23 protein-coding genes are annotated in these 24188 nt (G+C 70.9%); 10 read left to right on the top strand and 13 right to left on the bottom strand.

Translation table 11 applies throughout. From position 1 onward, the window contains the following. Nucleotides 1-35: 35 nt before the first annotated feature. Nucleotides 36-1055 carry a Gfo/Idh/MocA family protein gene (locus ACOKM3_RS05805; RefSeq protein WP_426897588.1) on the bottom strand — a complete coding sequence of 340 codons (1020 nt, stop codon included), beginning with the start codon at nt 1053-1055 and terminating at the stop codon, nt 36-38. Nucleotides 1056-1249: 194 nt separating this feature from the next. Between ACOKM3_RS05805 and iolC the strand changes: the two genes are divergently transcribed. Next, complete coding sequence (gene iolC, locus ACOKM3_RS05810) at nt 1250-2203, top strand: 5-dehydro-2-deoxygluconokinase (protein WP_426897590.1); 954 nt, start codon at nt 1250-1252, stop codon at nt 2201-2203. A gap of 295 nt (nt 2204-2498) precedes the next feature. Here the strand turns inward: iolC and ACOKM3_RS05815 are convergent, their stop codons facing one another. Continuing rightward, the gene (locus tag ACOKM3_RS05815) at nt 2499-4052 is read right to left on the bottom strand and encodes a glycoside hydrolase family 32 protein (RefSeq protein ID WP_426897592.1); all 1554 of its coding nucleotides are present in this window, start codon (nt 4050-4052) and stop codon (nt 2499-2501) included. A gap of 205 nt (nt 4053-4257) precedes the next feature. Here ACOKM3_RS05815 and ACOKM3_RS05820 point away from each other — a divergent pair, with 205 nt between their 5' ends. Genes ACOKM3_RS05820 through ACOKM3_RS05835 form a run of 4 tightly spaced genes read left to right on the top strand, consistent with a single transcriptional unit; the run spans nt 4258 to nt 8913 of the window. Further along, nucleotides 4258-5685: an extracellular solute-binding protein gene (locus ACOKM3_RS05820; RefSeq protein WP_426897594.1), complete on the top strand. Its 1428-nt coding sequence runs from the start codon at nt 4258-4260 to the stop codon at nt 5683-5685. Further along, nucleotides 5682-6626, top strand: coding sequence for a carbohydrate ABC transporter permease (locus ACOKM3_RS05825; RefSeq protein WP_426897596.1), 945 nt, complete (start codon nt 5682-5684; stop codon nt 6624-6626). The genes ACOKM3_RS05820 and ACOKM3_RS05825 overlap by 4 nt, the downstream gene beginning before the upstream one ends. A gap of 23 nt (nt 6627-6649) precedes the next feature. After that, complete coding sequence (locus ACOKM3_RS05830; RefSeq protein ID WP_426906711.1) at nt 6650-7474, top strand: carbohydrate ABC transporter permease; 825 nt, start codon at nt 6650-6652, stop codon at nt 7472-7474. Beyond that, a complete protein-coding gene (locus ACOKM3_RS05835; RefSeq protein WP_426897598.1) occupies nt 7471-8913 on the top strand; it encodes a glycoside hydrolase family 32 protein in 1443 nt (480 codons plus the stop codon). The genes ACOKM3_RS05830 and ACOKM3_RS05835 overlap by 4 nt, the downstream gene beginning before the upstream one ends. 61 nt (nt 8914-8974) lie before the next feature. On the opposite strand, the gene ACOKM3_RS05840 is transcribed toward ACOKM3_RS05835, so the two are convergent. Next, complete coding sequence (locus ACOKM3_RS05840) at nt 8975-10030, bottom strand: LacI family DNA-binding transcriptional regulator (RefSeq protein WP_426906712.1); 1056 nt, start codon at nt 10028-10030, stop codon at nt 8975-8977. A 185-nt stretch (nt 10031-10215) separates the two neighbouring features. On the opposite strand from ACOKM3_RS05840, the gene ACOKM3_RS05845 reads away from it, so the two are divergent. Continuing rightward, entirely contained in the window at nt 10216-11250 is a 1035-nt protein-coding gene (locus ACOKM3_RS05845; RefSeq protein WP_426897600.1) for a LacI family DNA-binding transcriptional regulator, read from the top strand. A gap of 3 nt (nt 11251-11253) precedes the next feature. On the opposite strand, the gene ACOKM3_RS05850 is transcribed toward ACOKM3_RS05845, so the two are convergent. Further along, nucleotides 11254-12183 (bottom strand): carbohydrate kinase family protein, encoded by a 930-nt coding sequence (locus ACOKM3_RS05850; protein WP_426897602.1) that lies wholly within the window; start codon nt 12181-12183, stop codon nt 11254-11256. Nucleotides 12184-12233: 50 nt separating this feature from the next. Continuing rightward, nucleotides 12234-13568 (bottom strand): oligosaccharide MFS transporter, encoded by a 1335-nt coding sequence (locus ACOKM3_RS05855; protein WP_426897604.1) that lies wholly within the window; start codon nt 13566-13568, stop codon nt 12234-12236. A gap of 162 nt (nt 13569-13730) precedes the next feature. On the opposite strand from ACOKM3_RS05855, the gene ACOKM3_RS05860 reads away from it, so the two are divergent. Then, nucleotides 13731-15116: a glycoside hydrolase family 32 protein gene (locus ACOKM3_RS05860; RefSeq protein ID WP_426897606.1), complete on the top strand. Its 1386-nt coding sequence runs from the start codon at nt 13731-13733 to the stop codon at nt 15114-15116. 108 nt (nt 15117-15224) lie between these two features. Here the strand turns inward: ACOKM3_RS05860 and ACOKM3_RS05865 are convergent, their stop codons facing one another. Further along, nucleotides 15225-16166: an aldo/keto reductase gene (locus tag ACOKM3_RS05865; RefSeq protein WP_426897608.1), complete on the bottom strand. Its 942-nt coding sequence runs from the start codon at nt 16164-16166 to the stop codon at nt 15225-15227. 46 nt (nt 16167-16212) lie between these two features. On the opposite strand from ACOKM3_RS05865, the gene pdxR reads away from it, so the two are divergent. Further along, nucleotides 16213-17676, top strand: coding sequence for a MocR-like pyridoxine biosynthesis transcription factor PdxR (gene pdxR / locus ACOKM3_RS05870; RefSeq protein WP_426897610.1), 1464 nt, complete (start codon nt 16213-16215; stop codon nt 17674-17676). A 229-nt stretch (nt 17677-17905) separates the two neighbouring features. After that, a complete protein-coding gene (locus tag ACOKM3_RS05875; protein ID WP_426897612.1) occupies nt 17906-18385 on the top strand; it encodes a hypothetical protein in 480 nt (159 codons plus the stop codon). Between the two features lie 49 nt (nt 18386-18434). On the opposite strand, the gene ACOKM3_RS05880 is transcribed toward ACOKM3_RS05875, so the two are convergent. The 5 genes from ACOKM3_RS05880 to ACOKM3_RS05900 form a co-directional block, all read right to left on the bottom strand. Next, nucleotides 18435-18941, bottom strand: coding sequence for a hypothetical protein (locus ACOKM3_RS05880; RefSeq protein ID WP_426897614.1), 507 nt, complete (start codon nt 18939-18941; stop codon nt 18435-18437). After that, nucleotides 18938-19660 (bottom strand): RNA polymerase sigma factor, encoded by a 723-nt coding sequence (locus tag ACOKM3_RS05885; RefSeq protein WP_426897616.1) that lies wholly within the window; start codon nt 19658-19660, stop codon nt 18938-18940. Before ACOKM3_RS05885 ends, ACOKM3_RS05880 begins: the two co-directional genes overlap by 4 nt. 22 nt (nt 19661-19682) lie before the next feature. Further along, nucleotides 19683-20111, bottom strand: a complete 429-nt coding sequence (locus ACOKM3_RS05890; RefSeq protein ID WP_426897618.1) for an LAETG motif-containing sortase-dependent surface protein — start codon at nt 20109-20111, stop codon at nt 19683-19685. Between the two features lie 103 nt (nt 20112-20214). Then, nucleotides 20215-20730 carry a hypothetical protein gene (locus ACOKM3_RS05895; RefSeq protein ID WP_426897620.1) on the bottom strand — a complete coding sequence of 172 codons (516 nt, stop codon included), beginning with the start codon at nt 20728-20730 and terminating at the stop codon, nt 20215-20217. A gap of 35 nt (nt 20731-20765) precedes the next feature. Next, nucleotides 20766-21953 carry an MFS transporter gene (locus ACOKM3_RS05900; protein WP_426906713.1) on the bottom strand — a complete coding sequence of 396 codons (1188 nt, stop codon included), beginning with the start codon at nt 21951-21953 and terminating at the stop codon, nt 20766-20768. A 112-nt stretch (nt 21954-22065) separates the two neighbouring features. On the opposite strand from ACOKM3_RS05900, the gene ACOKM3_RS05905 reads away from it, so the two are divergent. Beyond that, the gene (locus ACOKM3_RS05905) at nt 22066-22548 is read left to right on the top strand and encodes a winged helix-turn-helix transcriptional regulator (RefSeq protein WP_426897622.1); all 483 of its coding nucleotides are present in this window, start codon (nt 22066-22068) and stop codon (nt 22546-22548) included. A gap of 18 nt (nt 22549-22566) precedes the next feature. On the opposite strand, the gene ACOKM3_RS05910 is transcribed toward ACOKM3_RS05905, so the two are convergent. Both ACOKM3_RS05910 and ACOKM3_RS05915 read right to left on the bottom strand, forming a co-directional pair. Further along, on the bottom strand, nt 22567-22791 hold the full coding sequence (locus ACOKM3_RS05910; RefSeq protein ID WP_426897624.1) for a hypothetical protein: 225 nt from the start codon (nt 22789-22791) through the stop codon (nt 22567-22569). Nucleotides 22792-22958: 167 nt separating this feature from the next. Next, complete coding sequence (locus tag ACOKM3_RS05915) at nt 22959-24167, bottom strand: alpha/beta hydrolase family protein (protein ID WP_426897626.1); 1209 nt, start codon at nt 24165-24167, stop codon at nt 22959-22961. Nucleotides 24168-24188 lie beyond the last annotated feature (21 nt).

Consider the following 24188-nt stretch of genomic DNA (forward strand, 5'->3'; position numbering starts at 1 on the left):
CGCCCCTCCCTCGCCCCGTCATGCGCGCGAGCGCCTCACCGGTACAACGCGGGCCGCTCGATCAACTCGACCTCGACGCGCCGCCCTTCGCGCTGCGCGAGGACGCCCGCCTCGCACACCGCCGCGGCCGCGTAGCCGTCCCAGGCACCGGGCCCGGTGACCTCGCCGCGCCGGGTGGCGTCCACCCACGCCTGGACCTGGCGGTCGTACGCGTCCTCGAAGCGCTCGATGTAGTCGGGCGTGATGCGGCCGCCCCACCGGCCGTCGGCGCTGACCCGTGGCCCCGGTTCGTCCCCGATGCGTGCGGTGCCGCGCTCGCAGACCGCTTCGGCCTGCACCTGGTACCCGTAGCCGCAGTGACCGAAGATCTCGACGTCGACGACGGCGCCCGAGTCGGTCTCGAACAGGACGAGTTGAGGGTCGTCCATGCCTTCGGGCGCGAGCGACGACGAGGCCGGCTTGAGCACGGTGACCGCGGTGATCTCCTGATCGAGGAGCCAGCGCGTCACGTCCATCTCGTGGACCACCGAGTCGCTGATGAGCATCTCGTTGGTGAACCACGGCGGCATCGACAGGTTGCGGTGCCGGTGGTGCAGCATCAGCGTCCGGCCCAACTCCCCTGCGTCCAGAAGGCGCTTGAGCCGCACGTACTCGGCGTCGTAGCGCCGCATGAAGCCCACCTGGATGCGCCGGTGACCGAGGCGCCGCTCGGCCTCCAGGACGCGGAGCGCGGAGGCCGCGTCGGGGGTGAGCGGCTTCTCGCACAGGACCGGCAGGTCACGGCCGAGCGCTTCGAGCAGCGCCGCCTCGTGGGCGGGTCCTGGCGAGGCGATGAGGACGGCGTCCACGTCGTCCGCCGCCATGGCGGCGGCGGGGTCGGTGTAGGCCGTGCACCCCTCGATCCCCTCGGCAAGGGACTTGACCCGCTCGGCCTCGATGTCGACGACGGCGGTCACCCGCGCACCGCTGATGACGTGCTCGATGCGGCGTACGTGGTCCGCGCCCATCTTGCCGGTCCCGACGACGGCCACGCCGAGTTCTCGCTGAGTTGGCATTGGCATAGGTGACATACCAAGAGATGGAACCGTCGGCACACCTCGGGGTCAACGTCCGCCGAGACATCATTTACCCCTCAAGACAATATGTCCTTACATACGCTTGACCCTGGTCCCGCGCGCCGACTACACCTGAAACGGCCGGGGCCCGTCCGCCCCGTGCCCCCGCACACAGGAGAGCCGGAGAGCCGCGCATGAACGAGCCAGAGTCTTTCGACGTGATCACCATGGGCCGCACCGGAGTGGACATCTATCCGCTGCAGACCGGTGTTCCCCTGAACCAGGTCGCCACCTTCGGCAAGTTCCTGGGCGGCTCCGCCACCAACGTCGCGGTCGCCGCCGCCCGCCTCGGCCGCTCCTCGGCCGTCATCACCAGGACGGGGCAGGACCCGTTCGGCACCTATGTGCACGAGGCCCTCAAGGAATTCGGCGTCGACGACCGCTGGGTGACCCCGGTGTCCGCCCTCCCGACGCCCGTCACGTTCTGCGAGATCTTCCCGCCCGACGACTTCCCCCTGTACTTCTACCGGCAGCCCAAGGCACCGGACCTGGAGATCAACACCGACGAGCTGGACCTGGACGCCGTCCGCGCCGCACGCATCTTCTGGATCACGGGTACCGGCCTGAGCGAGGAGCCGAGCCGCTCCGCCACGCTCGCCGCCCTCGAAGCGCGCGCCAAGCAGGGCACCACCGTCTTCGACCTCGACTGGCGGCCGATGTTCTGGGCTGACTCCGAGGAGGCGCACACGTACTACGCCCAGGCGTTGCGTCACACCACCGTCGCCGTCGGCAATCTCGACGAGTGCGAGATCGCGACCGGCGTACGCGAACCCCGCGCGTGCGCGCAGGCCCTGCTGGACGCCGGGGTGGAGCTGGCCGTGGTCAAGCAGGGCCCCAAGGGTGTGCTCGCCGTGCACCGCGACGGCACGGTCGCCGAGGTGCCGCCCACCCCGGTCGAGGTCGTCAACGGCCTGGGCGCGGGCGATGCCTTCGGCGGTTCGCTCTGCCACGGCCTGCTGTCCGGCTGGGACCTGACGCGCATCATGCGGTACGCCAATGCGGCCGGCGCCCTCGTGGCCTCCAAGCTCGCCTGCTCCTCCGCGATGCCCACCCAGGGGGAGTTGGGCGACTTCCTCGCGGGCCGCTGACCTCCCGTACGCATCGACCACCGAAAGAGGCCCGACCGTTGAGCGTCTCCATCCCCGATCTCACGGCCCTGCGGGCACGGCACCCCGGGGCCATCGCCGAGGCCGCCGCACGGCGTCCCCGGCGCCCCCTGCTGGGGGACGGCCATGGCCGAACGCGCCGGAGCCACCGTGACCGAGACCGCCGGCAGCCACGCCCTGTACGTCTCCCACCCCGGCGAGGTCGCCGCGCTCATCGCACGCGCGGCAACGGGAACCACAGCCACCACCTGACGGTCACGGACCCCACTCGGTCCGCTCAGACGGTGAACTCCCGGATCACGGTGTTCCTGAACACCGCCTTGCCGTCGATCGTGAACAGCGCGAGCCGGGTGTCCGCGAGGTAGGGGAACGCCTCCATCGAGTGGGTGTGCCGGCCGTCGTCGAAGAACACCTCGACCGAGGTGCGGTCGACCAGTACGCGCAGCGTGACCTTGTGGGCCGACGCGTCGAAGGGGCTCTTGCTCTCCTGCCACTTGCCGGTGGTGTCGGGGTTGACGGCGCCCCGGCGGTTCACGAAGGCGTAGTCCCCGTACACGCCCGCGTCAATGTGCCGGCTGCCGTCGGCGGACCTGCGCAACTGGACGCCCGAGCCGGTCAGTTGGTCCCAGGTGATCTCGGTGGCCAGTTCGTACGCCGTACCCGTGTAGTCGAGGACCAGTTGGCCGTCGACGGTCACGTCGCCGAGGTCGACGGTCCGTGAGACATGTTGATCCAGGGCCCGCACGGGGCGGGACGCCAGGTAGTGGGTGCCCGACGCGGCGCGGTGCAGGGTGAGCTCGCGGACGATCGAGTCCGTGCCGTTGAAGCCGTCGGCGTCGATGGTCGGGGTGGTGTTGGGGTAGTCCCAGTTGTTGAGCCAGCCGATGGCGTAGCGGACGGCCGGGTCGACGGCGCCGTTCGCGGCGTGCTTCTCGAAGGTGACGGCGCCGTACCAGTCGAAGCCGTGGTCCAGCCACTGCGGTTCCGGAGCGTCGGGCGTGAAGGTCGTGCCGTCGAACTCGCCCGTCCAGTACGCGTAGGTGTTGGGCAGACCGGACGCCTTGCCGTTGGCGCTGCCCCCGAGCACCCACTTCGCGGTGCCGTCGGCCGTGGTGATGCGGAACAGGTCGGGGCACTCCAGGACGCCGATGCCCTCCTTCACGAAGCCGCCTGCGTACGTCCATTCCTTGAGGTTCGCGGAGTGGTAGAAGCCGACCTTGATGCCCTCGGCGAGCACCATCACCCAGCGGCCGCGCTCCTCGTCCCGGATCACCTTGGGGTCGCGGAAGTCCTTCACGCCCGGGTTGGGGACGGCCGGAACCGTGCCGTGGTTCTTGAAGGTGCGGCCCTTGTCGGTGGAGTACCACAGGTACTGGGCCTGGGTGTTGGCGGCATCGTCCGGCTGCATGGTGGCCAGGACGACGACCGCGCCCGCGCCGAAGCCCGCGGTGTTGCCGGTGTCCACCACCGCGGAGCCGGACCAGACGTCACCGTTGGAGGTGGTGTCCTTGGGGATCGCGATGCCCCGGTCCTTGAACGAGACCAGGTCGGTGCTGGTGGCCAGGCGCCAGGCCGTGCCGGTGGTCGTGCCGCCGGCCAGATAGTCCGCGTTGTAGAGGTAGTAGTAGTGGTACTCGCCGTCGATCCAGATCGGCTTCTGCGGGTCGTTCTTCCACTGGTCGGGGACCGTGAAATGGTACTCGGCCCGGTAACTCGCGCTCTGCTTACCGGACTTGCCGCGCAGGGCGGCCGCCGATCCGGCGGGTGTCGCGGCCAGCGCCGCGCCCACGGCTCCGGCCCGGATCAGCGTCCTTCTGGTCATGCCTCGCATCGTCACTCGTCCCTTTCCTGACACTGGCGGCTCATGGCGGGACCGCGCCGTGCGGCGCCGGTCCACGCTGGGTCAGGACTGTAGACCTAACTCGTTAAAGGTCAAGCGCGGCAGGGGCCTTGACACCGACGTAACAGGGTTCTCATCATCTGGGTCACGGAAGTTTACTAACACGAGTTAGGCCCTTCATGAGTGAGGCCATCCGATGACCGACTCGCCCCACCCTCCCGACCGCACCTTCCCTCGCCGCACCGTGCTGCGCTACGGCGGCTACGGCGCCGGCGCCGCCGCACTCGCCGGTACCGCCGCGAGCTGGGACCGGCTCACCGGCGCCGACATCCCCGGCCGGGACGGCGACTCGCTCGTCGTCGCCACGCTCGGTTCCACCTTCGACCCGGCGGCGCAGCGCGCTCTGCGCGAAGGGTTCCGGAAGCTGCACCCGGACATCAAGCTGCGCCTGCTGCCGATCCAGGCCACCGACTGGTCGGACTTCTTCGCCAAGATCCTCACCCAGATCGCGGCGGGCACCGAACCCGACCTCGTCTATGTCGCCACCGAGGGCGTGCAGCTCTTCGCCCAGCGCCTCGGCGTACCGCTCGACGGCCTGGTGCGGCGCGACGCGGACGAGCTGCGCGAGTACTTCGCGGACGTCCACCCGTCCCTCGTCGAGTCGATGATGTACGAGGGGAGCCTCTACCAGCTTCCCGTCGAGTTCAACGCGGCCGACATGTATCTCAACAGCGAGGTCCTGAAGAAGGCGGGCGCCGAACTGCCGCCGCCCGACTGGACCCGCGACGACTTCACGGCGCTGCTGCGGGACATGAAACGCACCGGCGGCTCGCACTTCACGCCGTACTTCTGGACGAACCGGCTGTGGGGCGGAGTCGTCCCCTGGCTGTTCGCCAACGACACGAACATCCTCGCCGAGTCCAAGGCGCCCGGCGGTGACTGGCTCTGGGACGGCTTCTATCCGGCGGCCCAACGCCGTGGCCGCGGCGGCGGTTTCCGCTGGCGCACCCCGCAGGCCACCCATGAACGCGTGGAGGAGGTCTACGACCATCTGGCCTCGCTCATCCAGGACCGGCTCTGCTCACGCCCCGAGGGCGGCAACGGCGACAACCTGGTCGGTGTCTTCTCCACCGGCCGCGTCGGTGTCACCCCGGCGGGCGGCTTCTGGGCGGGCGGACTGCACGACGCGGGCATGCGGCGCACGGAGTACGACGTGCAGTACTTCCCCCGCTGGCGCACCCAGCGCCACCAGTTCGGCGCCGCCGGCTTCGCGCTCCTGCGCACGTCGAAGAAGCAGGACGCGGCCTGGGAGTTCATCAAGTACTCCGTGCGCAAGGACGTCCTCGCCGAGCTCTTCGTGGCCAACCAGACGACCCCGGCCCGTCGTTCGATGGTCCAGGCGGCCCGCTACGCGAAGACGGGGCCGGCGAACTGGCAGGTCTTCTACGACACCCTCGACAAGTTCCCCACCACGGGACCGATCCCGGCACCGCCCCAGGTCGCCGAGGTCGAGCAGCTCCTCCTCAAGCACACCGGCACCGCGCTCGCCGATCCGCGCGGGGTGCGTCCCGCACTGCGGCGGCTGCAGGGCGATCTGGAGAAGGCCATGGAGCGTGACGCATGACAACCACCCAGCGCAGGGCGGACACCAGGGCCGCCGTCGGGAAGCCGGAGCCCCGGCCCACCGCCCAGGGCCGTGGATCACGCCTCCTGGCCGCGCTCTTCCTCGCGCCGACCATCGTCGGTGTCCTCGTCTTCACCGTCGTACCGATCGTCGGGTCCGTCGTCCTGAGTTTCTTCCACTGGAACGTCATCGACCCGCCGACGTTCGCCGGGACCGACAACTACCGCGAGGCCTTCACCGACGACACGGTCCGCGTCTCCTTCGCCAACACCCTCCTCTTCATGTTCTTCGCGGTCGCCCTGCAGATGCTGCTAGCGCTCGCCCTCGCGCTGACGCTCAACAACCGGCTTCCCGGCTGGCTGCGTTCGGCGTTCCGCTCGGCGTTCTTCTTCCCGCTCGTGCTGTCCGCGGCATCCATCTCGGTGGTCATGAAGTACCTCTTCAACCAGGAGTTCGGGGTGGTCAACTGGCTGCTCGGCCATGTCGGCATCGGCCCGATCCCCTGGCTCACCTCCGCGAACTCCGCGATGGCGGCGGTCGTCCTGGTCTATGTCTGGCAGCAGTTCGGCTTCTCCTTCCTCCTCTTCATCGGGGGACTCAACAACATCCCCAAGGAGATCCACGAGGCCGCGTCGCTGGACGGAGCCACCGGCCTCCGCAAGCACCTCGCCGTCACCCTGCCGCTGCTCTCGCCCACCCTCCTCGTCGCCTCGGTGGTGGGCATCATCAACGCCCTTCAGGTCTTCGAGCAGCCGTACGTCCTGACCGACGGCGGGCCCGGCGACTCCACCCGCACCGTCGTGATGGTCATCTACCAGAGCGCCTTCGAGCAGCTGCGGTTCGGCGAGGCCTCGGCGGTCGGCGTGCTGCTCTTCGCCCTGATCCTCGCGGTCACGGCCCTCCAGTTCCGGCTCAGCCGGCGATTCGTCCACTACCAGTGAGCCAGGTGATCCCTGTGAACCGTATGAAGTACGGCCTGTCCTCCTGGGCGCGGATCGCCGGTCTGACCGTGGTCGCGCTGCTCACCCTCGGCCCGGTGATCTGGACCGTGTCCACCTCCCTGCGGACCCCCGCCGAGTCCTTCGACCTGCCACCGCAGCTCATTCCGTCCGCTCCGACGGCCGAGGCGTACCGTCAGGTCTTCGCGGAGATCGACGTATGGCTGTACGCGCTGAACTCGACGCTGGTGACCGCGCTGATCGCGGTCGGCCAGATGATCACCGCGGGGCTCGCGGGATACGCCTTCGCGCGGCTCGAATTCCGGTTCAAGAAGCCGCTGTTCGGGCTCGTCCTCGCGACGATGATGGTGCCGTTGCAGGTCACGATCGTCCCGGTGTTCCTGGTCCTGAAGTCGATGGGCCTGACCGACACACTGCTCGGACTGATCATCCCCGCCTGGCCCACCGCGTTCGGGACGTTCCTGATGCGACAGTACTTCCTCGGCATGCCCAAGGATCTCGGCGAGGCGGCGATGATCGACGGCGCGGGCCCCTGGCGGATCTTCCGCTCGGTGTACGCGCCACTGGCCGCGCCGGGCCTGGCCATCGTGGGCGTCCTCGCCTTCAACTACCACTGGAACGAGTTCTTCCGCCCGCTGATCCTGGAGACGTCGACCGAGAACTTCACGCTGCCGCTCGGCCTGGTCTCGCTCCAGGGCAACCTCGGCACCGGGTCCGTGTCCGTGGTCCTCGCGGGTGTCGTGCTCTCCATGGTCCCCGCCATCGCCGTCTTCGCCGTCGGCCAGCGCCCGCTGCGCGAGGGCATCACATCCGCCGGAGTGAACCGTTGAGCACGCACCGCCTCGAACCCGACGAGAACGACGTCCACGCCCCGCGCTTCCGGGTCAGACCCCCCGCGAACTGGATCAACGACCCGAACGGTCCCTTCCGTTGGCGCGGCCGCTACCACCTCTTCTACCAGCACAACCCGGACGCTCCCGTGCACACGAACATGCACTGGGGCCACGTCTCCAGTGCCGACCTCGCACACTGGGAGCACCACCCCATCGCGCTCACCCCGACACCGGGCGGCCCGGACGAGGGTGGCTGCTGGTCGGGCTGTGTGGTGGCCGACGCGGGCATCCCCACCGCCGTCTATACCGGCATCGACCACGCACACACCGGGACCGGTAGGATCTGCCTGGCCCAGGCATCCCCCGACTCCCCGGAGTTGACGACCTGGCACACCCTGCCCGAGCCGGTCGTTCCCGGACCGCCACCGGGCCTCGACGTAACGATGTTCCGCGACCCGTTCGTCTTCCGGCACGGCGGGCGCCGCTGGGCGGTGGTCGGCGCGGGTCACGCGGACGGCACACCCTCGGCCCTCCTGTACGACTGCGACGACCTCAGGTCGTGGCGCTTCGCCGGGGTGCTGGTGGACGGGCACGATCCGGTGGCGCAGAAGGCGTTCGGATCCGGCGCGGTGGGCTGGGAGTGCCCTCAGCTGTTCGAGGGGGACGGCGGCGACTGGACGCTGGTGGTGTCCCTGTGGGACGGATCGCCGCTGTCCACGGGGTACCTGACGGGTCGTCTCATAACTTCAGGCGACCGGAACTTGACCGGTTTCACGCCGCACGTCGGCGGCCCGCTCGATCTGGGCCGGGACTGCTACGCACCGGCGGTGCTGCACGACACCGCGGCGGGCCGCAATCTGCTGTGGGGCTGGTCGTGGGAGGCACGGGGGCAGCGGGAGGTGGACGAGGCCGGCTGGTCCGGTGTCCTGACGGCGCCGCGGGTCATCGGCACGCACCCCGACGGGATGGTACGCGTCAGCCCGGCGCCGGAGCTCCAACTCCTGCGCGCACAGACGCCGTTCGTGACCGAGCAGGACAGCCGGGCGCCACTCCCCCTCGCGTACGACATCGAGGTCACCGCCGTCGCACCCACCACGGTCACGCTGCTGCGGGCCGCGTCGGGCGCGGGGCTGACGCTGACGCTCGACCCGGCGGCGGGCACGGTGATGCTGGACCGCGCCGCATGGCCCCGCGAACGGCCCGACGAACGATCCGGCGGCGCGGCACCGATCACGCTCAAGTCACCTCCTGCCACTTCAGAGGGACTTGACGTCCGGATCCTGGTCGACGGCTCCTTGCTCGAGCTCTTCGTGACGGACCGCGCGGTGGCGACGGAACGTATCTACGCACGCCCGGACGACGTCGCCGAGCTGACGGTCGTCGGAGAAGGCGCACGGGTCACCGGCTGGGAAGTGACACCGCCGGGACACGAGTGAGCCGGCCGTGTCACAGCGCGTTCCGCGGACGGGCCGCGCAGACGGTCCGCACCCCGCGCCCTCAAGAACGAGGCGGCCCCACCGAGTCCCGCACCACCACGGGACACTCCAGACGCCGGACCTCCACGGCAGGGGGCGTGGCGTTCTCGATGGCGTCCAGAAGCAGCCCCGTCGCCACCTCGCCCATGGCACGGTGCGGCAGCGCGACGGTGGTCAGTGGCGGGTCCAGGAATCCCGCCATGTGCTCCTGGTCGTCGTAGCCGACCAGCGAGAGTTCGCCGGGGACGTCGATGCCGAGCCGGGCGGAGGCGTGCAGGACGCCCGCCGCGACCCGGTCGTTGTAGCAGACGATGCCCGTGGGGCGCCGCTCGGCGGGCACCCCGTCCAGCAGGCGCATCGCTCCCGCGTAGCCGGCGGAGATCTCGCCTCCGCCGCGCACGATCCGGTCCTCGCCCGCGCGCTCCCCCACCGTCCGCAACGCGTCCCGGAATCCGCGCAGCCGCTCCGCCGACGCGATGTCGTCGAGCCCGCCGACCAGGGCGACCCTGCGGTGCCCCGCGTCGAGGAGGAGCTTGGCCGCCGCCCGGCCGCCGGACCGCTCGGCGGGGATCACCGCGGCCAGCGAGCCGTCGTCGGGAAGGCAGTTGGCGAGCACCGCGAAGGTGCGCTTCAGGGCCGCGGGGACACGGGCGGAGCGCAGGGACATGGCGGCGTAGATGATGCCGTCCACCCGCCGGTCCAGGAGCTCGGCGACGGCCGCGTCCTCCTTGGCGGGGTCGCCGGTGGAGTCGACGGTGAGCACCAGGTGTTCGCGGTTCCAGGCGGTCTCCATCGCACCGCGCAGCAGCGCTCCGGCGAACGGTGAGGAGGCGATGTGGTCGGTGACCAGGCCGATCACGGCCGTTCGGCGGCGGCGCAGACCGCGGGCGACTGCGTTGGGCCGGTAGCCGAGTTGCTCGGCGGCCTTACGGATGCGCGCCTGGGTGGCGGGCGAGAGATTGCCTTCGGCGCGGCCGTTGAAGACGAAGGAGACGGCGGTGTGCGAGACACCGGCGAGACGCGCGACGTCCTTCGACGTCGGCCGCTCGGACCTGCCCAGGCTGTCGGCGTTCTCGATGTTCCCCGCCCCCTTCGATGCCGCACGGGAGACCTGTTCGATGCCGCACGGGTGACCCGTCTTGATCCAGGTCACCCTAGCCGCGCCCCCTGCGTCCCGACATGGCCTGATGCTCCGGCGATACTGGCGTTGCCCATCGTTGCCCGTAGCCACCCACCGATCCATCCACCAGGAGGAGACACGACGTGAGCCGCCCCACCGCCCTCGATGTCGCCGAGCTTGCCGGGGTGTCACGCGCCGCCGTGTCCTTCGTCTTCAGCGGCCGCGCCGAAGGCAATCTCTCCGCCAAGACCCAGGCGCGCATCAGGAAGGCCGCCGATCAGCTCGGTTACCGCCCCGACGAGGTGGCGCGCTCGCTGCGCAGGCAGCGCAGCGCGGTGATCGGACTGCTCAGCGACGAGATCGCGACGAGCCCGTTCGCCGGCCGTCTGGTGCTCGGCGCGATGGAGGCGGCCCGTGAGCGCGGGCACCAGGTGCTGCTCCTGGAGTCCCGCCTCGACCCGGCCGCCGAGGCGGAGGCGGTCGCCGAGCTGCGGGCCCGCCGGGTGGACGGGATCGTGTACGCGGCGATGTCCATGCGCCGCACCGCCGTACCCGACGGCATCGACCCGTCCCGGGCGGTGCTCGCCAACTGCCTGCCGCGCGAGCCCGGTTCGTACGCCTCGGTGGTGCCGGACGAGCGCAAGGGCGGCCGTTCCGCGGTCGACGTGCTCATCGAGGCGGGGCACCGCGACATCGCGCTGCTCGGCGGCTCGACCGGTGACATCGCCGCGGCGGACCGGGCGCGCGGCTTCCGCGACGGGCTGCGGGCCGCCGGGATCGTCGCCCGCGAGGAGTGGGTGCTCCGCGCGGGCTGGCAGATCGACGAGGGGTACGCGGCGGCGCTGCGGGTGCTCGACCGTCCCGTCCGGCCGACGGGCCTGGTCTGTGCGAACGACCGGATGGCCACGGGCGCGCTGCTCGCGGCGGCCCGCCTTGGGATCGACGTACCCACCGAACTGTCGGTCGTCGGCTACGACGACCAGGACCAGATGGCCGGCCACCTGGTCCCCGCCCTGACGACGATCGGGCTCCCGCACCACGAGATGGGCGCGACCGCGGTCCGCATGCTGCTCGACGCCTCCGAAGCGGGCGAGCCGGTGGACCGGGAGACCGCGCGCCGCCTGACGTGCCCGGTGGTCACCCGGGACTCGGTCTGCCCGCCGGCGGGGGCGCGCTGAGCCTCAGCAGTGCGCTTCGGCGCCAGTCCTCATCTCACTCGCGTTCGGCGGCTCGGCCCCCGCCCGTGAGCAGGTGATCGCCGCCGCGCGGGCGGCGAAGGCGAGCACCTCCCTCCAGGTGCGGCCCGGGGCCGCGGCGAGGGCCCGCGCCGAAAGCAGGTCCCGCTCGGACAGCGCGTACAGCAGCGCGGCGTTCACGGTGTCGCCCGCGCCGATCGTGTCCACGACGTCGACACGTTCGCCGGGCACGGAGTACTCCCGGCCGTCCCGGGTGAAGACCGTCAGGCCGTCGCCGCCACGGGTGATCACGACGGCGGCCGGACCTGCCGCGAGCCACCCCTCGACATCGGACCCCAGCCAGTCCGCGTCCTCCTCGCTCAGCTTCAGCAGGGAGACATGCGGGAGCCAGCTCTTGAAACGGGCCCGGTAGGCGTCCGCGTCCGGGATGAGGCCGGCCCTGATGTTCGGGTCGAGCGCGATGAAGATGCCGCGCCCCGCCTCGCGCCGCATCAGCTCCTCGTACGCGCTCGCTCCCGGTTCGAGGACGAGCGAGCACGTCCCGAGCGACAACGCCCGTGTGTCGGCGGCCAGTTCACCCGGCAGCTCGAAGAGCCGGTCCGCGCTGCCCTCGACGTAGAAGCTGAACGCGGCCGAGCCGCCCGCGTCGATCGAGGCGAGGGCGAGCGTGGTCGGCTCGGGGCCGCGCTGGATGAGTCCGGTGCCCACCCGCTCGGCGCGCAGCCGCTCGACGAGCGAGGCCCCGAACGCGTCCGTCGAGATCCGCGAGCAGAAGGAGACCCCCGCCCCGAGCCGCCCGAGCGCGATGGCGGTGTTGTACGGGCCACCACCACGCGCGGGCAGCAGGGGCGCGGTCACGTCACCATGGGCCTGCGGCACCAGGTCGATCAATGCCTCACCGGCGACGACGATCACAGGGGTGTTCCTTTCACAAGACTGCTTGGGCAGAGAGGGAGCGGCGGGGGTCAGATCTTGGCCGGTTCCGGAGCGGGCTCCGCGGCCGCAGGTGCCGCCACGGCCTCCGGCAACCCCTTCCCGTCGGTCCGCAGCGCCCGGACCGAGATCAGGGTGAACGCGGCGACGAAGCCCGACATGATCAGGTACGTGTGGGCGTAGCCGATGCTGTCGTAGCCGATGCCCACGAGCGGGGAGATGACGGCGGCGCCGATCTGCGTCGCCAGCTGGAACCCGACGAGGTAGATCGAGGAGGAGAGCCGGGGCTCGAAGTGCCGGTTGATGTACTTGAAGATCGCGATCAGCATGATCGGCAGCTCGACCGCGTGCAGGAGCTTCACCGCGGAGATCGCGACCGGATCGGTGACCAGTCCGGACAGACAGATCCGGGTCGCCATGACGCAGCCGGAGACGAGCAGCGACCGCTTCGGCCCCAGCCGGTTGACCAGGAACGGCGCGAGCGCCATGCCGCCCGCCTCCAGGAAGACCTGGACGGAGTTGAGGTCGCTGTACATGCGGTTGCCGTCGGCGGTGGTGGAGAAGAGCGAGGCGAAGTACGAGGGGAACATCGCGTCGTACGTGTTGTACGTCGCCGTCACCGCGACCACGAAGAGCAGCAGCCCCCAGAACGCCGGGTACGCGAGGAGCGACTTCACGTCGGCGACCGAGACGGACGAAGCGGCGTGGTCGACGGCGGCGGCCCGGCGGCCGTTCGTCACGCGGATCGCCACCAGGAGCACGAGGAAGACGGCGGCGGCGACGGAGGCGGCCCAGAAGTTCAGGTCCGGGTCGATGTTGAAGAGGCGCCCCGCGAAGAAGGTCGCCGCGGCCCAGCCGAGCGAGCCGAACATCCTGGCCCGGCCGAACTCGAAGCCGTGGAAGCGGCCGAGCCGCTCGGCGTAGCTCTCCAGCGTGGCGACGGCGACCGCGAACGCCATGGCCAGATAGGCGGAGCCGACGATCAACCCGATCGCGAAATGGGTCTTCAGGAGCGGTCCGTAGACATAGATGTACATCGGGCCGACGAGCAGCATCAGCCCGCCGATCCAGTACAGGAGGTTCTTGCGCAGGCCGAGGCGGTCCTGGACGAAGCCGTAGACCGGCATGGTCACCAGGCAGCCGATGGCGTTGGCGCTGACCACCAGGGAGCTGCGGCCCGCGCTCAGGCCGATGTCCTGGGTGAGCCAGATGGAGAACAGTGACCAGGACAGCGACCAGGTCACGAAGAACATGAAAAGTGCCGCGCTGATCAGGGTGAAGTTCAGGCCGCGCCTGCTTCGCCCCGGGGCGGTCGCGGCGGGGCTCTGAGCGGCTCGGCTCTCGGCGGCCGGGCTCTGGGTGGTCATGGGCGCTCCCTCGCGCTGGGCACTGCGGTGTCCCGCGCAGCGCCGACTCATGATGCCGGAACAAACTGTCCCGGTCGTTTCCTTACACGTGCTAGGGCGGGTCAACTATCACGTGTTAGGTTCCGGTTGGCAAGAGGCCGATTTCAAGAAAGTGACATCACCATGACTGAGGCAGACGACCGGAACGTCCCGAGTCACCATGTACGTCCTGCCGCCGGGCAGTGGTGCAACGACCCCAACGGGCCGCTCTTCCACGCCGGCCGCTACCACCTCTTCTTCCAGCACAACCCCGGCGCGCCGGTCTGGGGCGACATCCACTGGGGCCATGCGTCGAGCCCCGACCTGGTCACCTGGACCGACCACGGCATCGCGCTCGCGCCCACCCCCGGCGGCCGGGACGGACGCGGCGCCTGGTCCGGCTGCGCGGTGGTCGACGACGGGGTGCCCACCGCCGTCTACACGGGCATGGACCGCGACGACGGCATCGGCTCCGTGATGCTGGCCCGTGCCACGGACAACCTGATCACCGAGCTGAAGGCCGAGCCCGAGCCGGTCGTCGCGGGACCGCCGCCCGGCCTCGACCTCGTCGCCTTCCGCGACCCGTACCTCTTCTCGTACGAAGGGCAACGCTGGGCCCTGATCGGCGCGGGACACCGGGCGAGCGGGGCCGGGGACGCGCTGCTCTACCGCGTGGACTCGCTCACCGAGTGGACCTACACCGGTTCGCTCGTCGACGCCGCCGACCCGGTGGCGGGCCGGATCGCCGGACCCGCCACGGCATGGGAGTGCCCGGCACTGCTGCCGACGGGCGACGGCCGCTGGGTGCTGCTTCTCTCGTTGTGGATCGACGACATCACGTACTCGACGTCGTATCTCGTCGGCGACCTGCGGGCGGCGGGCGAGGGCCTGCGCTTCGTGCCCGCGAGCGGCGGAATGCTCGACCACGGCAGGGACTTCTACGCCCCCACCACCCTGGTCGAGGACGACCGCACCCTGCTGTGGGGCTGGAGCTGGGAGTCACGCACCGAGGAGGAGTCCGTGGCCGCGGGCTGGGCGGGCTGCCTCACCCACCCGCGCGAGATCGGCGTGCACCCGGACGGCACCCTGCGGCTCGCCCCCGCCCGCGAGTTGACCGCACTGCGGGGGACGCCGCTGCCCGTCGGGGCGGAGCTTCCCGCGGCGTACGAGATCGAACTCGACGTACGGGTCGACCGGCCCGACAGCGAGATCGTCCTGAACCTCGGCGCGGCGGTGTCCCTCCGGGTGAACCCGACCCGCGGGACGCTCGTCCTGGACCGCACCGCCGCTCCCGCGACGGCGTCCCATCCGCTGCCCCGGACCTCCGAGGCGATCGCGACCGTGCCCGGCGGCACACGCTCCCACCTGCGCGTCCTGGTGGACGGCCCGCTGATCGAGGCGTTCGTCGACGAGCGGGCGATGCTCACGGAGAAGGTGTATCCCGCTCCCACGGGGCGCTACGAGGTGACGGTGGTCCGCGGCTCGGCGGAGGTGGAGACGCGGGCCTGGGAGTGCGGCGGCCGGCGCTGACGTGTACGGCAGGACAGGGCGCGGCCGGGAACGATCCGGGTGCGGGCGGGGCGGCTCATCACGACAGCAGATTCGCTCCGAACGCGGAGGCGTTCGGCTTCTTCCAGGTCACACCGCGGAGTCCAGGCGTTCGCGCTGATGAGCCGTCAACTCCAGTGCCACGCCCGCGAATGCCTCGTCCAACTGCTCGACCGAGCTGACGCCGACGATCGGCGTGGCGGCCGGATTCCCTCCGGTCAGCCACGCCAGCACCACCCGGTTGCGGTTCGTCCCGGTCTCGGCGGCGACCTCGTCGAGCACCGCGAGGCGGCGGACGGTGCCGGGGTGGTCGTACTCCTGCGGCAGTGGCTTGTCGGCGCGGGTGTAACCACCGCTCAGCAGCGGTGTGTACGCCCAGAGCGCCATGTCGGAGTGGTGCTCCAGGTAGTACAGCACCTCGTCGCTGACCGCACCGAACCGGTGCGACACATTGGGCCGCGTCCCGGGACGCGGCTGAAGGTACGAACGCTGCAGCTGCACCGCGGTGAAGCCGGCGCCGCCGTGGTCCCGCGCGATCCGCCGTGCCCGATCGACCTGCCACACAGGGTAGTTGGAGCAGCCGAGACGCCCGACCGTGCCCGCGGACACGAGGTCACCAAAGGCGGCAACCGTCTCCTCCAGCGGGGTTGCCGGATCGGGCATGTGGGCCCAGTACAGCTCGACGTGGTCCGTGCCCAGTCGTCGCAGGCTGTCCTCGATCCCACTCTTGACGGCCCTGGCCGACAGTCCCTCGGCGGTCTCCGGGAAGCGTCCGGCCTCGGTCGGCTCGCAGCCCACCTTGGTGCTGATCCTGACGCGGTCACGGACGCCCGGGCGGCGTGCCAGCCAGCGCCCGATCATCTCCTCGCTCTTCCCGCCGAAGCCGGACGGATCGGCCCAGAACGCATAGCAGTTGGCGGTGTCGATCCAGACGCCTCCGGCGTCCACGAAGCGGTCCAGTATCTCGAACGATCGGCGCTCGTCCTGAGCCGTGCCGAACAGCATGGCCCCAAGGGCCAGTTTCTCCGTCATGTGCTTCACGCTAGGCGCGTTCGGTTCGGCGGTACGCTCCAATGTCGTGGCTGATTCCCGGACCAATTTCGCGTGGGCGACGCTGCTGGATGTCGGTTCTCCGGAGGGCGGGCGGCGGAGCCGTCTGCATGACCGTCTGGCACACGCGCTGCGCACCGCGATCCGGGACGGCCGGCTGGCGGAGGGCGCCGCCGTGCCGCCGAGCCGAGCGCTCGCCGAGGAACTCGGCTTCTCCCGTTGGGTGGTGACGGAGGCTTACGGGCAGCTCATCGCGGAGGGGTACCTCTCCGCCCGGGTGGGTTCCGCCACGCGCGTCTCGTGGACGCCGGAGGCATCGGGACCGACACCACCGCGCCCGCACGGTCGGCGCTCACCGGCCCCGCCGCCCGTCCGGTACGACCTCGCGCCCGGACTGCCCGACCTGCGGGCCTTTCCCCGCCGCCGGTGGGCGGACGCCGTCCGGGCGGTCATCGGCTCGGCCGTCCACTACGACCTCGGCCTGCCCGACCCCGACGGACACACCGTGCTGCGCACCACCGTCGCGCAGTACCTGCGACGCTCGCGCGGCGCGGACGCGCACCCCGGGTCCGTGACCGTGTGCGCGGGCGTCACCGACGGCCTGCTGCGCACATGTCGGGCACTGCGCGCCGAGGGGATCGCCGACGTAGCGGTGGAACACCCGGGATGGAGGCGGCTGCAGGACGCCGCGACCAGCGCAGGACTCCGCGTGCACCCGGTACCCGTGGACCACGACGGCCTCGACGTCGAGGACCTCGCGCGCACACCGGCCCGGGCCGTCATCGTCGGCGCGGCACACCAATTCCCCACCGGCACGGTGCTGTCCCCGGAGCGCCGGGCGAATCTGGTGCACTGGGCCCGCGAGATCGACGGCTTCGTGATCGAGGACGACTACGACGCCGAGTTCCGCTACGACCGCCACCCGGTCGCCGTCATGCAGGGCATGGCCCCGGGCCGGGTCTTCCTCCTCGGCTCGGTCAGCAAGACACTGTCACCGGCCCTGGGCCTTGGCTGGCTGGTCTCCCCCGCCTCGATGGCCCCGGCGCTCCGGGCGGCGAACCCCGTCGCCGCCGCGCCACCGGTGCTCGACCAACTCGCGCTCGCGACCTTCATCGAGCGCGGGTGGTACGACGCCCATCTGCGCGCGGCACGGCGGCGGTTCCGCACGCGCCGCAACCTGCTGGTCCGCACACTCGGTGTCGAGGTGCCGGAGGGCCGGGTCTCCGGCACCGCCGCCGGGCTGCACGTCCTGCTCCACCTGCCGGACGGCGCCGATCCCCGCGGGACGGTCCGGGCGGCGGCCGCCGCGGGCCTGCGCCTGGCGGACCTCGACGACTACCGCACGCCCCGGCCGACAGAACCCGCGCTCGTCCTCGGCTACGGCAACATCAACGACACCGAGATACCTGCGACCATCGCGCTCCTGCGCGACGCGCTGCGTTCACCCGCGGCCTCGCCACCACCACGTACAGCACACCCGCGTCACGCATGACGCCCGCTGACGCGGCGGTTGCGCGGGCTACGCTCCGGGGATGCAGATCTCCAACACGCGCCTACTGAGCGGTCCTTGACCACGGGATCCGCTCGCGCACCGCCACCATCCCGCTTGTTTCGGACCCGGCCGAAACACCTGTCACGCCCCGGAGCCCACCCGGCACCGTTCTCTCCAACGGGGGCGCCGCCACTCCAACAGCGCGGCGCAGAACGGAGAGTGGAACACCATGCGCACAACCAAGAAGAACCTCGTCGGGCTCGGGGCGGCCGTGCTGATGCTGACCGGGAGCGGTCTCGGCGCTGCCGTCGCGCAGCCGGGCGGCGCGGGCGACGTTTCGGCCCGCGGGGTGCACGGCGACTCGAAGGCCAACGCCAGCTACGCCTACGCGCACGCCACCTGGAAGTGGGCCGGCCCCGGCTCGACCGGCAAGGTCAAGGTGTACGTCAACGACCAGCGCTGCCGCGACGATTACGACTCCTTCGCCTTCATGCAGTTCAAGGGGGCCGACGGCGCCGTCATCACCGGCGAGAGCCGGGCCTGGAACGACAACAGCGACTGCGTCGGACGCGGCAAGACCACGACGTTCCCGCGCTTCTCGGACGGGTTCAACGTCAAGAAGGCCCGCGTCGTCGTCTGCAAGAACGACGTCTGGGGTTCGGGTGACACCTGCAAGAAGGGGAACTGGCACAAGAACCCCAAGGCGTGAGGGTCGGGTCGTGCCGGGGCGGGCCGCTGACGTCGCGGCCCGCCCCGGCTCACCCGGGTGGGCTCGCGCCGGCCGTGGGGCGTTCGCCGTCCGTCGCGGTCGGGGAGTCGGAGGACGGGTACTCGGAGGACGGGGACGTGGTCGGCGGGGACGAGGCGGACGGGACCGAAGTCGACGGCGTCGCCGGGGTGGGGACCGCCGTTGTGGACGGCGCAGGCTGCGAAGGGCTGGGCGTCGAGCGGTGGTCGGGGGCGGTCGGGGACGGTGGCACGGCGGGCGGCACGGGGGTGCGGTGCGGGTCCGATTCCGGGGCCAGGGTGACGTAGCCGACGGCAATGGCCGCGGCAGTGGCGAGCCCGGCGACCGGAAGGGCGTAGCGCCGGCCGAGGTCGCGGAGTCGAGGCAGTCGGCGCAGCTGCGGTCCGGGTGGCAGGGCCGGGCGCAGCGCTCGTACGGTGACGCTGTCGGCGCGCACGGCCAGCGCCTCGCGCAGCCGTCGCTCCACCGGGCGTTCGGCATCGTCGGCCGGACGGACAGGTGGTGTGCGGGGAGTCATATCCGGCCCTCCAGGATCTTTTCCAGTGCGTCCAGGGCGCGGCTGGCGTTCGACTTCACCGCGCCCTTGCTGATGCCGAGGGTGGTGGCTATCTCGGCCTCGCTGAGGTCGGCCCAGTAGCGCAGCACGAGGACTTCTCGGCGGCGCGGTGTGAGGCGGGACAGGGCGGCGAGGACTTCTCGGTGTGCCTCGTCGAGGACGACGGAGTCCTCCGCGGAGGGGGCTTCGCCGGCCGGGGGCGGGGTCCACGCCCTGGCCGTGCGGCGGCGACGCAGCACGGACCGTGCGGTGTTGACGACCGCGGTGCGCAGGTAGCCGAGGGCGTTGTCCACCTGCGTGATGTGTTCGCCGTGGCGGCGGTAGAGGGCGGTGAACGCGTCCTGCACGACATCCTCGGCGGTGGCCAGGTCGTCCACGAGCAGCACCGCGAGGCGCACCATGCGCAGCCTGTGCGCGTGGTACAGCTCGCCGATCGTGGGCGGCCGGTCGAGGGTCGAGGGTGTGCCGCCGTGCGGATGCGCGTACGGGAGTGTGGGCCGGCCCGGTGCGTCGGTGGCCGGGCCGGGTGCCACGTCGATACCGGGCGCACCTTCGAGAGCGGACCGGTCGCGTCGCAGCAGCCCACGCAGCACACCCCGCCAACCTGGGCGGACGCGACCGCACGGGAGGGTGAACGGCCGTGGTGGCGGGGCGAGTTCGTGGGCTGCGGCGGTGTGCACGGGGTTCCTCGGGTGTGCTGGGTCAGCGGTGGGCGCGGCGGCGTACGGCGAAGAGGGTCCCCGCGCCACCGGCGACGAGTGCGACGGCCCCGGCGCCCAGGACGGTGTTGGTCGTGTTCGAGGACCCAGTATGTGCGAGCTCGTCCTCGGCGGGGGCGGGTGTGCCGGGCTTGGTGGGGGCGGGAGCGGGCGTGCCCGGCTCGGTGGGGGCGGCACTCGGCACCGCTGAAGAAGCCGCGCCGCCCTTGCCGTTGGGGGCGGTGGGCTCGGCCGAGGGCGGGGTGCTCGAGGCCGGCTTCGGGACGCTGGTGCCGGGCGCGGCGGGCACCGCGCTCGGCGTCGCCGTGGTGGCGGCCGAGGGACTGGCCGACGACTGCACCGGCGTGGCGTGGGCGGCGGGAATCGCGGCCAGGGCGGCCAACAGGCCGGTGGCCACGACGGCACTGCGCACAGGAACAAAGTGGTTCACGGTCGTACTCCACGGTCGGGGCGAGAATGCCGGACGGCACCCTTCACCCCCACACGACGCGCGAACCCGCGGCAGGTTGCCGCACTCACCGAAAAAGATTCCAGACCTGCGCCAGACAGTACTGATCCACGCCTTCCAGGCCGGCTTCATGACCGGCCGCTGCGTACTCCAGGGCGCCGCCCTGCCCGCTGAACGGGGCGTAGAACGGTCCCGTCTCCGGGTTGAACGCCCACGACATCCGCACCCGGTACCACCCTGGAGCGGCCGTCCCGATCTCCGTGGGGAACGTCTCGCCCAGCGTGTAGACGCACAACTCCCCTGCGGGTAAGAACACTTCGGCTTCCTCGCGGTGCGACCACGCCCCGTTTCCGGTCGGGGCTCCGCTGCCGGTCGGGGCTCCCGTCCACAGTTCCACGCGCACCCGGGCGTCGATCACGTTCGAGGGACAGTGCGCGTGAACCATCCCTTCGGCCGGGCGCAGCCAGCTCCCTGCCGGCGCATGCGGGTAGTGGATGTCGCTCTCTCGCGATCGTTCGACCAGGCCGAGCGTGCCGTTCTCCACGAGAACCTCGACAGTCCCAGCGGCCGGCAACTGCCCCATACGAGCCCTCCCTGCCACATGATGGCCGATCGCGGTCACACAGGAACGTCCTGCCGCCGCCGAACGGTCGCACGCTGATCGGCGGCCCGGTTGACCGCCCAGACAAGCAGCCCGCACACGGCGAATGCCGCTCCGAGAATCGCGGAACCCGCCCACCCCGCGGCGGAGTACACCGCAGTGGTGGCCGTCGCGCCGAGCGCGGAGCCGAGGGAGTAGAAGAGCATGTAGCCGCCGATGACACTGCTCGTCCGGTGGGCGTACGCGGCGGTGAGCAGGTGCTGATTGCTGACGTGCACCGCCTGGACCGCGAAGTCCAGAGCGATCACGCCGGCGACGACCAGCCAGAGCGACCAGGACGCCTGCCCGGATGCCCACCACGACATAGCAAGCAGCACGAGCGCGCCTCCGGTGACGAGATTGGCGCGCCCGGCGTCGGCCCACTTCCCCGCACGGGCGGCGCCGAGAGCGCCGGCCAGTCCCGCGATTCCGAAGAGGCCGATCTGGGCCGGGCTCAAATGCCACGGCGCCGCCGCGAGCGGCAGCGCCAGGCCGCTCCACAGCGTGCCGAAGGACGCGAACAGGAAGAACGCGAGCAGGCCGCGCGAGAGGAACAGCCGCTCACGGAAGAGCCGTACGAGCGAGAGCAGTACGCCCCCGTACGTCGCGTTGGCGGTACGGGGGTCGGCCGGCAGCAGCTTCAGCACGAGGAGCGCGAGCACGACGAGAAGCAGGGCCAGCGCCACGTAGACACTTCGCCACCCCCAGAGCCCGGCGAGACCGCCCGCTAGTACGCGGGCGCCGAGGATCCCGGTGATGACACCGGAGGTGACGATGCCGAGCGTGCGCCCGCGTTCGGCCGCGGGCGACAGGTCGGCGGCGAACGCCACGGTGGTCTGCACGACGACCGCGAACAACCCCGCGACGGCCAGCCCGACGAGCAGGAACCAGAGCTGGGCGGCGACCGCGGCCAGCAGCATGCCGACCGCGGCGAGGAGAAGGTGCCCGGCGATGAGCTTGCGTCGGTCGAGCATGTCTCCCAGTGGTACGAGGAAGGCAAGGCCGGCCAGATAGCCGACCTGACCCGCCGTCACGGTCCACCCCAGGGCGGCTTCCGGCACGCCCAAGTCACGGCCGATCTGGGCCAGTACGGGCTGCGCCACATAGACCGTCGCGACCGCCACCGCACAGACCGTCGCCAGCAGCAGCCTCCGCCCGACCGTCAGAGCCATCGTCCCTGTCACCGCCCTCGCCCCCCCCTCACAAATCAGTAGCAGATCGCAACTGATTCGACGGTACGGCAGAATGGTTTTGATCCGCAACTCTTCAGGAGGAGTGATGACACGGACCACGGCGCGCACCGATGAGACGGCGCCGGACTGGACGGACCCCACCTGTCCGGTCGCGCGCACGCTCGACCTGGTGGGAGACCGTTGGAGTCTGCTGATCATTCGCGACGCGATGGACGGCGCGCGGGCGTTCACCGACTTCCAGCACCGCACCGGAATCGCGCGCAACATCCTCACCGACCGCCTTCGACGCCTGGTCGAACGCGGCATCCTCGCCCAGGAGACGGCCCCTTCAGGTCGCCGCCGGCACTACGCCCTCACGGACACGGGACGTGACCTCTTCACCGTCATCGTGGCCATGCGCCAGTGGGGCGAGCGGCACGCCTTCACCCCGGACGAACCCCGCTCGACCCTCGTGGACGCAAGCGGCCTCCCCCTGCCGGAGCTGCGCCCCACCGACGCCCACGGCGCCCCAGCGGACAGCCGCACGACCACAGTGGTGCGAGAGTCCTCCGGACATTCGTCGAGGTAGGCGCCGAGGCTCAGCCGGTCACACCTTGACGCGACGCAATTCGATGTCCCGGTTGACGAAGAGGTGGACGAACCCGCAGTGCCAGCAGATCAGCCCGGTCGCGGTCTCGTCCGCCCACGCCAGTCCGAGGAACTCGCCGCCGGTGCTGTTGAGTTTCACGCCCCGTTCGCGAAAGAGATCACCGTCGCAGACCTGACAGGTGATCGACTTCTCCCCCAACCACGCCCGAACTGCCTTCGCCATAGCCTCTCCCCGTCACTCCACTAAACACGCCGGAAAACTCACCCACTACCTTCCGAGTTCCGTCCGCCGACGCTGAACTGCTCGCAGTTCTCCACGAGATCACGACCATGATCGAACACGCGAGCCGGTACGTCCACCGCCTCCGCGACGTGCCCCCCCCATCCCGGTCATGGCTGCTGGAACTCGACCTCGGGATGCGTGGCCGTGGGCCCGTCGAGGAGCGGCTGCGAGATGTTCCGCAGGTGGAGGTCGAAGAAGGCCGACACGTAGTCGCGGGTGGTGCGCCACCCGCGTTCTCCGGACAGCGGTACGGCGGGGTCCGACAGGCCCAACTGCACGGCCAGGTAGGGCAGATCCGTGAAGGAGAAGTGCTCGGCGCCGGCCACCGTGAGCCAGCGTTTCCAGCCGTTCAGCTGGTTCCACGCCTCGGGCCAGTCGGATTCCCGGTTGCCGGGACTGTGGGTGGACTCGGTGCCGAGCATCATGAACGGGCGCCCGCCGAGTCCTGCCGCGGCAGGGTGCAGGAAGAAGTCACCGTCCAGGTCGACCCCCGCCCGCACACGACGGTCGGTGGCCATGGTCGCCGCCGCGGTCGCGCCCCCGATCGAATGCCCGCCGATCCCGATCCGGGTCCGGTCGATCACACGGGCGAGCGCCCCGGCCTGTCGCCCCTTGGTCAACTCACTGATCACGAAAGACATGTCCTTGGCCCGTCCGCGCACCACGGCCGCCTTCTCCTCCGGTGTGTCGACCCGGTCGCAGGCCACACAGGTCAGCGTCCGGCCCCCGGGGAAGGCCGTGCCGACGGATTCGTACGCGTGGTCCACCGAGGCGACGACGTAGCCGCGACTCGCGAGCTCGTCGGCGATCGAGGTGAGTGTGGTGCGCGGCATCGAGAAGCCCGGGGAGAGCAGCACCAGGGGGAAACGCCCCGATGCCGGGCGAGTGCCCACGTGCGCGTGGGTCCGCGCGCCAGCAACGGTTTCGCGCGGCACCACGCCGCCAAGTCCCCGTGCCTCCAATAGGAGTTGCGCCTCCTCGTCGGTCATGTACGCAGCCGGCAAGCCCCTCGCCGAGCGCGCCGGGTAGGACACCGTCACCATCAGCTCCCGACCGCCGGCCGCCGGCATCCACGGATCGGTGCGGTTCCGGTCGACCAGATGCAGGGTGCGTCGGCCCACGGGATGCGGACCGGTGAGGGGCGGCAGTTCCAACCCGCTGCTGTATCGGGCTCGGGGCGCGGTCCGCTCGGTGTCGGCGGAGACGGCCGGTGCGGCGGCGCCCAAAAGCGGCGCGGACAGGGCGAGAGTGAGCAGAGCAGCCACAGCGGCGCTGCGGTGTCTGGATCTGGGGCTGGATCTGGGGCTTGGGGTCATGCAGTCGAAGCTAGGCCCTGA

The organism is Streptomyces nidicola, assembly GCF_050106155.1.
Classification (GTDB): domain Bacteria; phylum Actinomycetota; class Actinomycetes; order Streptomycetales; family Streptomycetaceae; genus Streptomyces.